Annotated in this window: 11 protein-coding genes; 10 read left to right on the plus strand and 1 reads right to left on the minus strand. The window is 44.9% G+C overall.

Annotated elements, in window-relative coordinates:
- Nucleotides 1–33: 33 nt before the first annotated feature.
- The 4 genes from O9X78_RS14940 to O9X78_RS14955 all read left to right on the plus strand — a co-directional run bounded on the left by O9X78_RS14940 (nucleotide 34) and on the right by O9X78_RS14955 (nucleotide 3360).
- Complete coding sequence (locus O9X78_RS14940; protein WP_269620522.1) at nucleotides 34–741, plus strand: glutathione S-transferase family protein; 708 nt, start codon at nucleotides 34–36, stop codon at nucleotides 739–741.
- A gap of 23 nt (nucleotides 742–764) precedes the next feature.
- Nucleotides 765–1352 (plus strand): DJ-1/PfpI family protein, encoded by a 588-nt coding sequence (locus tag O9X78_RS14945; protein ID WP_269620524.1) that lies wholly within the window; start codon nucleotides 765–767, stop codon nucleotides 1350–1352.
- Between the two features lie 245 nt (nucleotides 1353–1597).
- Nucleotides 1598–2062 (plus strand): RDD family protein, encoded by a 465-nt coding sequence (locus tag O9X78_RS14950; protein ID WP_269620525.1) that lies wholly within the window; start codon nucleotides 1598–1600, stop codon nucleotides 2060–2062.
- Between the two features lie 23 nt (nucleotides 2063–2085).
- Nucleotides 2086–3360 (plus strand): NAD(P)/FAD-dependent oxidoreductase, encoded by a 1275-nt coding sequence (locus O9X78_RS14955; RefSeq protein ID WP_269620526.1) that lies wholly within the window; start codon nucleotides 2086–2088, stop codon nucleotides 3358–3360.
- A 114-nt stretch (nucleotides 3361–3474) separates the two neighbouring features.
- On the opposite strand, the gene O9X78_RS14960 is transcribed toward O9X78_RS14955, so the two are convergent.
- Nucleotides 3475–4164 carry a TetR/AcrR family transcriptional regulator gene (locus tag O9X78_RS14960; protein WP_269620527.1) on the minus strand — a complete coding sequence of 230 codons (690 nt, stop codon included), beginning with the start codon at nucleotides 4162–4164 and terminating at the stop codon, nucleotides 3475–3477.
- Nucleotides 4165–4332: 168 nt separating this feature from the next.
- On the opposite strand from O9X78_RS14960, the gene O9X78_RS14965 reads away from it, so the two are divergent.
- The 6 genes from O9X78_RS14965 to O9X78_RS14990 all read left to right on the plus strand — a co-directional run.
- On the plus strand, nucleotides 4333–4779 hold the full coding sequence (locus tag O9X78_RS14965) for a nuclear transport factor 2 family protein (protein ID WP_269620528.1): 447 nt from the start codon (nucleotides 4333–4335) through the stop codon (nucleotides 4777–4779).
- A gap of 62 nt (nucleotides 4780–4841) precedes the next feature.
- On the plus strand, nucleotides 4842–6185 hold the full coding sequence (locus tag O9X78_RS14970; protein ID WP_269620529.1) for an aromatic ring-hydroxylating oxygenase subunit alpha: 1344 nt from the start codon (nucleotides 4842–4844) through the stop codon (nucleotides 6183–6185).
- 578 nt (nucleotides 6186–6763) lie between these two features.
- Nucleotides 6764–7009, plus strand: a complete 246-nt coding sequence (locus tag O9X78_RS14975; RefSeq protein WP_269620530.1) for a type II toxin-antitoxin system Phd/YefM family antitoxin — start codon at nucleotides 6764–6766, stop codon at nucleotides 7007–7009.
- 326 nt (nucleotides 7010–7335) lie between these two features.
- Nucleotides 7336–8025 (plus strand): hypothetical protein, encoded by a 690-nt coding sequence (locus O9X78_RS14980; protein ID WP_269620531.1) that lies wholly within the window; start codon nucleotides 7336–7338, stop codon nucleotides 8023–8025.
- A 127-nt stretch (nucleotides 8026–8152) separates the two neighbouring features.
- On the plus strand, nucleotides 8153–8494 hold the full coding sequence (locus tag O9X78_RS14985; RefSeq protein ID WP_269620532.1) for a VOC family protein: 342 nt from the start codon (nucleotides 8153–8155) through the stop codon (nucleotides 8492–8494).
- 71 nt (nucleotides 8495–8565) lie between these two features.
- Nucleotides 8566–8758, plus strand: a 193-nt coding sequence (locus O9X78_RS14990) for a transposase (protein ID WP_269620534.1), incomplete at its 3' end; no start/stop codon positions are given.

The following is an 8758-nucleotide window of genomic DNA, read 5'->3' on the forward strand; positions in this document are numbered from 1 at the left end:
TTTAGCAATTGGGTGATTAGCCAAGGAGGCAATATGATTACCTTATATGGCTTTAATGAAGCTTTTGGCTTAGTGGATGCCAGTCCGTTTGTGCTAAAAGTTGATGCTTATCTGCGTATGGCAGGCTTGGAGTTTGAGCGGAAGTCTGCTGTTGCTAATCTGCGCACGGCCCCGAAAGGTAAATTGCCGTATATCATTGAAAATGGGCAAACAATTGCTGACTCAGCATTCATTCTAGATTACTTGAATGCCAAGCCTGGCGTTACTATGTACGCTGATTTGTGCCCAGAACAGCGTGCGCAGTCGTATTTGATTGCCAAATCTCTGGATGAAAATCTGTATTGGTGTTTGTTGTATTCACGTTGGATGCGCGATCAAACATGGCCTTTAACTAAGGCCACATTCTTTGGCTCGCTGCCGTTTCCATTAAATAAGTTGGTCCCAGTAGTAGTGCGTAGGGGGGTTCGCTCTGCCTTACTTAAACAGGGTATGGGGCGTCATTCAGATACAGAAATTCAACAAATACTGGTTAATACACTAGATAGTTTGTCTATCTTGTTGGGTAGTAAAACCTATTTTATGAACGACAAACCCAGTGTTCTAGACGCTTGTGTTTTTGGTTTTTTGGCGGAATTTATTTTAGCTGACATAGACAATGATTTTAATGCTATTGCGCGGCGTTACGAAAACTTGAGCGCATTTTGCCGACAAATCCACTCTCGCTTTTACAGTCATGACTAGCGCGTCAATGCGGGAGTAGGGTGATGAATGTTGGTATCTATTTTTATGACAATGCGGAGGTGTTGGATTTTGCTGGTCCCTTTGAAGTCTTTTCTACCGCCGCTCGGCTTTGTGGTGATAAGCCACACTTTCATGTTTTTCTGATTGCCGAAACGTCTGCACCGGTAACTGCGCGCGCAGGGTTTACGGTGCTGCCGCACTACGGCTTCAACAATCATCCGAAGATAGATGTGTTGATTGTAGTGGGCGGTGTTCATGATAGTGAAATGGCCAAGTCATCAGTGTTGTCTTGGCTTGTCGTCCAATCTGCGCAAGCGCAATTAGTGGCATCAGTGTGCACCGGAGTATTTTTACTGGCGGCCGCTGGCGTCGTTACTGATCAAAAAGTCACTACACATTGGGAAGATATAGATAGTCTTAAGCGAGCGTTTCCAAACTTGCGTGTATGCGAAGAAACACGGTGGGTAGACAGTGGCCGATTTGTCAGTTCTGGTGGAATTTCCGCAGGTATAGATATGAGTTTGTACTTGGTGGCGCGTTTGCAAAGTACGGAATTGGCGGCGCGTACTGCCAAGCAAATGGAGTTTGATTGGTCTATGTCAGAGAATTAAACCACGACGATATACCACTATTTTATAGATGCTTCTTTGATAAAAAATTATTTCTACTCCTATTTTTACTAAAGGCTAGCGCTAAAATGTGACTAGCGTTACCCTTGGTATCAAGTTTTCTGCTTTTTACCCATGAGGCCTCTAGAATCCCGCCGTAGCGAATTAGTGGTATCGATTCAGTTCTACTCCATGCCAGAGGTTAAACCTGTTTTAGGCCCTTAATAGTAAGTAGAGATATTCTGTATATGAGCACTCGAAAGTACGCTGGCTTCTGGGTTCGTGTTGGCGCGTCTATCATCGATTCAATCTTAATTCTTCTTGTAGCAGGGCCCTTGCTAACCGCCCTTTATGGTCGTGACTACTGGCTGGGTGAGCAAACCACACGCACGGGTACGGAGCTGCTGCTGAACTATTTACTCCCCGCTTTGGCAGTGCTTTTATTCTGGGTATATAAGTCGGCGACCCCTGGTAAGCTGATCACTGGCTTACGAATTGTCGATGCGCGCACAGGCGCTAAGCCGACGACAACGCAATTTGTAATTCGCTATGTTGGCTATTACGTGTCGATGATTCCTCTGTTTCTAGGCATTGTCTGGGTGGCATTTGACGCAAAAAAACAAGGTTGGCACGACAAGTTGGCAGGTACAGTGGTAGTCAAATCTGCGGACGACAGAGACCTAGATGACGACGAGTCACATGAAATGAATTAATGTTATGTAGAGGTAAAATAGTGATGAATATTGTTGTTGTGGGTGGCGGTGCAGGAGGATTACCGTTAGTAACAAAGTTAGGCCGTAGTTTAGGAAAAAGCCGAAAGGCGAATATCACCTTAGTTGATGCCAGTGCTAGTCATATCTGGAAACCCCGTTTTCACGAAGTCGCCACGGGCGCCATTGATTCTGACCTAGATGCGGTGGATTATCGCGCTCATGCCCATCAAAACTATTACAATTTTTCTAAAGGGCGGATGAGCGGTCTAGATCGTGAAAAGAAAAACGTTATTCTCGAAGCAGCAATCGGTTCAGCAGGCGAACAAATTTTACCTGAACGTCGTATTCCCTATGATTACTTAGTAATCACTGTCGGCAGTCTCGGCAATGATTTTAATACGCCTGGTGTGCGTGACCATTGTTTATTTTTAGATACCAGAGAGCAGGCCGACCGCTTTCACGAACGGTTTTTGAATCACTGTTTGAGCGCTGATTTTTATCGTGGCCCGGTGTCAGTCGCTATTGTTGGTGGCGGTGCGACTGGGGTGGAATTGGCGGCGGAAATTCATCATGCGGTGGCACTCTTAAAACTCTATGGGCACAAAGAGCTGGATCGCAGTCGTTTGCAGGTTCATGTTATCGAAGCTGGCCCACGCTTATTACCTGCGCTGAGTGAGCAGATTGCCACCGCCGCGCAAGCAGAGCTAGAGAATATGGGCGTGAAAGTTCATACCGGCACCATGGTGAAAGAGGCTGATGAACAGGGTTTTATCACCCGCGATGGCGAGCGTATTGATGCGGCACTATTGGTCTGGGCGGCAGGTATCAAAGCACCAGATGCAGTGGGGCAGTGGGGGCTAGAAGTAAACCGCATAAACCAACTGGTGGTTGATCCAAATTTACAAACGGCTGACCCCTCGATTTTTGCCATTGGCGATTGCTGCGCCTGCGAGCTAGCCGAGGGTAAAAATGTTCCCCCGCGCGCGCAGTCTGCACAGCAAATGGCAAAGCATACGGCGGCGAATTTGACACGTCTTGTTAAAGGACAGCCCTTATTACCCTTTAAATATCGGGACCACGGATCACTGGTGTCACTCTCTGAGTATTCTGCACTGGGCAATTTGATGGGTAGCGTGCGCGGCGGCAGTTTCTTTATTGAAGGCTGGATGGCTAGAATGATGTACGTAAGCTTGTACCGGCTACATCAAGCAGCTATCTATGGTTGGTTACGTACTTTAATGTTGTTGATGGCGGGTCGCTTTAATCGATTGCTGCGGCCAAGATTAAAACTACATTAGATGAGTGTCTAAAAAAGGGCTTACTGGCGAAGTGTTACCAGTAAGCCTACCATTATTATTACTCCGTAAAAAATTTACACCGCATCAATAACCGCGGTCTACGATCTTCCGGCGTTATTTCAGCGTGAGACCTAGATAACTGCAGACCATACGTGTGGTTTCTTCCTTGAATTGCTTGTCAGTTACTTTGAGAAATTGGTTTTGTGCGCCAGCCGGCAGAATGGACCACATAGCCGCGCCGCGGATAATGTAGTGCGCATAGCGTACTGCGATTTTCAAATCGGGATGGTTAAAATCGTCACGACGGCATTTATACAGTTCCAGCATTGCTAAACAAAAATTCTCTTCAGATTCGGCCCGTATTTCAAACAACAATGGGTCGCGGAGCCTTTGCTGCTCTATCAACCTTAAAAAGCCGGTGTCGTCCCGTGATGAGCTAAAAATGATTTCCAGGTGGAAGCGAACAATGTCTTGGGCCTTTTCTTTACGCCAGTCATGGCGGGCGATTAAATCGGCAATTTTAGCTTCACGGTTCAGGCGGTAGTTCTCGAACAGAGCCCGACAAATAGCGTTCTTATCCGAGAATAAGTTGTAAATAGATCCGGAAGACACGTCTGAATGGCGTGAGATTTCTGCGATAGTGGTGGCTTCAAATCCTTTGTCAATGAACAGTGTTTTGGCAGATACGAGAATCTTTAGCAGGGTTTTCTTACTTCTGTCCTGGGACGCTGGAATGACCCAATCTTTACCGTTCAGCCACGATAGGGAAGAGAAGTCGGATGTGTGCTGTTCAGCGTCAGCCATAAGTTGTGATCCTAAGTTTTAGCGAATAAGTAAGCTGGTCGGTCAGTATGAAATTCTAGTTGACACGGCTTAACAATAAAACTAGATTGTCATTTTAGAATGGTATTCTAATTATATCTTGGCTCAACTAGACAGCAATAAATACTTATTCATATAGGAGACAGTTCCATGCCAGCGATTCCTCTCGATGAACGCTTTGCGTTACAAGATCTAATGACCGATTACTGCTACGCAGTAGATAAACTCAAGGATGTTGACGAACTTCTCGATTTATTTGTCGATGACGCGGTTCTCGATTTTTCTAATATTGGTCTACCACTGATGTCCGGCAAAGTAGAATTTAAGAAATTCTACGACACAGTGTTTGCTGATATGTCTCACCACACCCACTACATAAGTAACTTTCGAGTTGAATCTTACAATGGTGATACTGCGGTAATGCGTGCATATGTGCAGGGATTGGGGCGCGCAAATGACGATAATGACGTTCACGTGCATGTACGTTATCGCATGGATTGCATAAAAGTAGGCACACTTTGGAAGTGCAAAAAATATTATATTTATCCAGGAATGCCGCTTCCGGGTTCACTTAATGAAATTCATGGCGAGCGCTGATTTACAACTCCATCCTATCCCGTATCGGGAATGACTGAATTTAATTTAATGAGGGCATCATTGTGGCTGATACTGAATCCGAAAGTCTACAGACAGCAAGCTATCCAACCCACCCAGACGCAGAGTCGCCAAAAGCTCGTGGTGACGCTATAACGGGTGATCGCTATTGGTCAAAGGAGTTTGCTGAACGTGAATGGGAGCATATGTGGAAGCGCATTTGGCATGTAGGAGGGCGAGAGTCGCAATTGCAGCAGCCGGGCGACTTTATTGTGCATAATTTTCATCATGAATCTGTGATGATGGTTAAACAGAAGGACGATACGATCCGCGCCTTTTTCAATGTCTGTATGCATCGCGGAAATCAATTGGTAGATACCGACGAGGGTGGTATGGATGCATTTACCTGTCCCTATCATGGTTGGAAGTGGGGGTTGGATGGCGAGTTGATCTGGGTGCAGGATCCAGAGGATTTTCCGCAGGGAAACCCGTGTGGAAAATTACGCCTAAAACAACTGCGTTGCGAAACCTGGGGCGGCTTTATTTTTTGGAGCTTTGATCAGAATGCGAAACCCCTATTGGAATATCTCGATCCGATTCCGACCTTATTAAGCAATCGAGACCTCGAGAACTACACCAGAGTTGTATGGCGTACATTGCGGGTAAACACAAATTGGAAATTTGCATCAGACAACTTTAATGAGGCCTATCATATTCCTGCGGTGCATCCACAGTTTATGTCTATGATAGATGACCACTATTCGACAACCGTGTTTGAAATGTACCCGAATGGCCACAACCGCATGATCGAAAAGTTACAGCCATCGTCTCGATCTCCGGTAAAAAATGACATTCAACCTCTGTGGGCCGACGTACTCAAACAGTGGGATGTTGATCTCGACGCATATCAGGGACGCGCACAAGAGGCTCGGCTGGCCCTGCAGGAAGCTAGGCGCCGATTAGGTTCGTCACGAGGTTTTCACTATTTCGATGCCCTAAGCGATGACGAACTGACAGATCAAATGCATCACACCTGCTTTCCAAACCTAACATTGACGGCTACCCCCGAAGGTCTTCATATCTTTCGTACAGAGCCAGATGCCAATGACCCCAACTGGTCGACGTTTGATTATTGGTATTTGGTACCACAGGTTGAAGGTGCAACTGAGGTAGCGACTTTGTACGGTATGCGTCCCTTTGAAGAGGCGATGCACGAGGAGGGAAATTTTGTCGACTATGAGGCGGCGATTGATCAGGGCGATTTCTTATCTCAGGATTTGTCTCTGGCGGTAACCCAACAACGCGGCTTACACTCGATGGCTTACCAAGATTGCTATCTGTCGGGGCAGGAGACTCGCGTGCGGCGTTTCCACGAAGTAATAAACGACTATCTGGCTGGCAATCGTTAAACGAACAGAGGGCGATCCAGTTATAAAAAGGTAAGCCCTTTTGTTTATTTACCCATAAACCGGCCATTTATTTGAATCAAATATCGGCCAAAATATGTCAAGACGACTCATGTCCCGTGGAATAAAGGCTGCTTAATCGGACAGAAATCGCCCCTTAACAACAAGAGATTTGGGCGATTAGGTAGCATCTCGAACAAAGACATAAGTTAGCTCAACTCGCGGTGTTCGGGTTATTTATTACTGGAAAACGCAGGATCATGAAATATGGATGCTTACGATTTATAGTAAATCGGAGCGAGCCACGATTCCGAGCCATGTGTTCAAACAAACCGCGGAGGCGATCGACCAGGACTAAACGAGATGCTGTTCTAGAAATATTGAACGGTATTCGCGAAGTCCGTGCACATAAAAGGGGCGGCCGGTTAAAGGTTGCTGCGTTGTCCGAGCCATCACCGCCGCAAGTGATACGCGCCCAGCTAAGAATGTCGCAATCGACTTTTGCTGGGATGCTTGGAGTTGGCTTCTGTACGTAATGGCGTATGCTTTCGTCTATATGGAGGAACCTATGACCACACTTAATGCCACGAGAAACTCGTTCCAAGCTTTACGCGCTGATAGATGAAACGTCTACAAGTCACCGACCTATTAATATTACTAGAAAGAGGGGCAACGCTGTTTTGCTGTCGGAAGACGACTGGAATGCCATCAATGAGACTCTTCATCTGCTATCCATTCCCGGTATGCACGAATCTATCCGAGAAGGTAAGGACGTTGAATTTGACCAACGTAATGATTGGGAGCGTTTGGCTCTAACGTCATATTAGCGGTCAGTCGCTGTACCCGGGGAAGCCCAAGCACAGCTGTCAAACTCGTATTCAGCAGCATTGCGCTCACTAATTATGGTGGAGTTTGCGTAAGCAATTGATTTTTATTGGGAAGTGACTATGCTCAAGGGTAAAGGGATTCCACATCAAATGCAGGATGCACACAAATGCAAAAATCATTACAGGTTGCTATCACCCTGATTCAAATGGAATTATCCTGCTTCATCACCTCAAAGCTTCGACTCGCCATGTACACGAGTTATAAAGCGCAACGCATTTGAATTCACTGTTAGCTGTTCAAACAAGGAAGGATCGCGGTAACTGATATGACTAATAATTTGACGTTGAAGGGAAGTAAGGAAAAATGGTATCCCGCATCAATTAGCAATCTTGAATCGCATTTAAATAGCTTTATTGTTCCGATTCTAGGTTTTTCAAAAGATAAAACTTATCCGTTGGTCAAGAACTTGGCATATACGCTTCAATATGTAGAGTTTTTGTATAAGGTTGTAGAGGATCTTAATCTTAGTGATGTGCTACATAAGCAAAACATTAAATCATTTGTTATCCACGGTGCAGCAGTTATTGAAGCCATATTCCAATATCTGGTTGTAAGCTCTGGTCATGGTTCAAATACAGAATGGCAATCGATAAATAAATTTTCTAGTAATCAATATAAAATTGGCACCGATAGCTTCAAAAACGACACGGAAATATTCATAAAATTGGCTTCGCCGCTCCCAAAAGAAATGACCTTTGACCAGCTAACAAAAAAGGTTGAGGCAAAAAAGCTGTTAGGCTCAGTTAACACGCTATATAAGGATATTAGCCAAGTTAGAAAATTGAGAAATAGAGTTCATCTACAAGGCATCGATAGCGCATTTGATACTGACTATAACAACTTTGATAATGCAAAATTCGAAGTAATGCGTCGAGTTTTACACGGAGTATTAACTTCTAGTGTTTTTGGTAAGTCTTCACATGCTAAATTATTTGGTTATTTGGCCCACAGCTAACAATCACAAGCAAGGGACCAAACTACGCTCCGCTAATTTGCGGTTCGCTGCGCTCACTTTACCGCAAATTGGCTCCACTCCGTTTGGCCTCTGTTGTGGGCGTTAGCTTTGGAAAAGGAATTGATCTTTGAATATTAAAGAAATTAGACCGTTTGTTCCGAGCAAGGACTATGATTTATCAAAATCCTTTTACGAATCTCTTGGCTTTAAAGGTGAGAGCGCTGGCCCAGATCTTACTATTTTCCAACAGTCCGATTGTACGTTCTTCCTTCAGAGATATTACAACGAAGACTTCGCGAATAATTTGATGTTACAGCTTATTGTGGAAAATATAGATGAAGCCTATGAGTTGGTGTCTGGACTTAATAAAGTCAAACATAGCGAAATTAAACGAGAATCATGGGGATCAGTTGTTTATCTTTGGGGGCCAAGTGGTGAACTTTGGCATATAACTGAACTTGGGAGCTAACAAGTGGCTCATACGCGAACTGATCTTGTCCCAATTTAACGGACACCAAAATCTAATAGATGAGGTGTCCTATGCCAAAATACACAAAGCCAAGAAAGACCTGGCAGTATTCAGATGAATTCAAAGTGAAATCGGTTCAACTGAGTTTGATTGACGGAATTCAAGTCAAAGAGGTAGCGGACACACTCGACATACATCCGTTCATGCTGTCACGATGGCGAAAAGAGTTTCGCGAAGGCAAGATTGTGGCTGATAAACGTAAAA

Origin of the sequence: Zhongshania aquatica (assembly GCF_027257955.1) — a bacterium.
Lineage (GTDB): Bacteria > Pseudomonadota > Gammaproteobacteria > Pseudomonadales > Spongiibacteraceae > Spongiibacter > Spongiibacter aquatica.

Coding starts and splice junctions, on each gene's coding strand:
- O9X78_RS14950 (WP_269620525.1), top strand. CDS start 1,598: ATGAGCACTCGAAAGTACGCTGGCTTCTGGGTTCGTGTTGGCGCGTCT.
- O9X78_RS14980 (WP_269620531.1), top strand. CDS start 7,336: ATGACTAATAATTTGACGTTGAAGGGAAGTAAGGAAAAATGGTATCCC.
- O9X78_RS14975 (WP_269620530.1), top strand. CDS start 6,764: ATGCCACGAGAAACTCGTTCCAAGCTTTACGCGCTGATAGATGAAACG.
- O9X78_RS14940 (WP_269620522.1), top strand. CDS start 34: ATGATTACCTTATATGGCTTTAATGAAGCTTTTGGCTTAGTGGATGCC.
- O9X78_RS14965 (WP_269620528.1), top strand. CDS start 4,333: ATGCCAGCGATTCCTCTCGATGAACGCTTTGCGTTACAAGATCTAATG.
- O9X78_RS14945 (WP_269620524.1), top strand. CDS start 765: ATGAATGTTGGTATCTATTTTTATGACAATGCGGAGGTGTTGGATTTT.
- O9X78_RS14960 (WP_269620527.1), bottom strand. CDS start 4,164: ATGGCTGACGCTGAACAGCACACATCCGACTTCTCTTCCCTATCGTGG.
- O9X78_RS14955 (WP_269620526.1), top strand. CDS start 2,086: ATGAATATTGTTGTTGTGGGTGGCGGTGCAGGAGGATTACCGTTAGTA.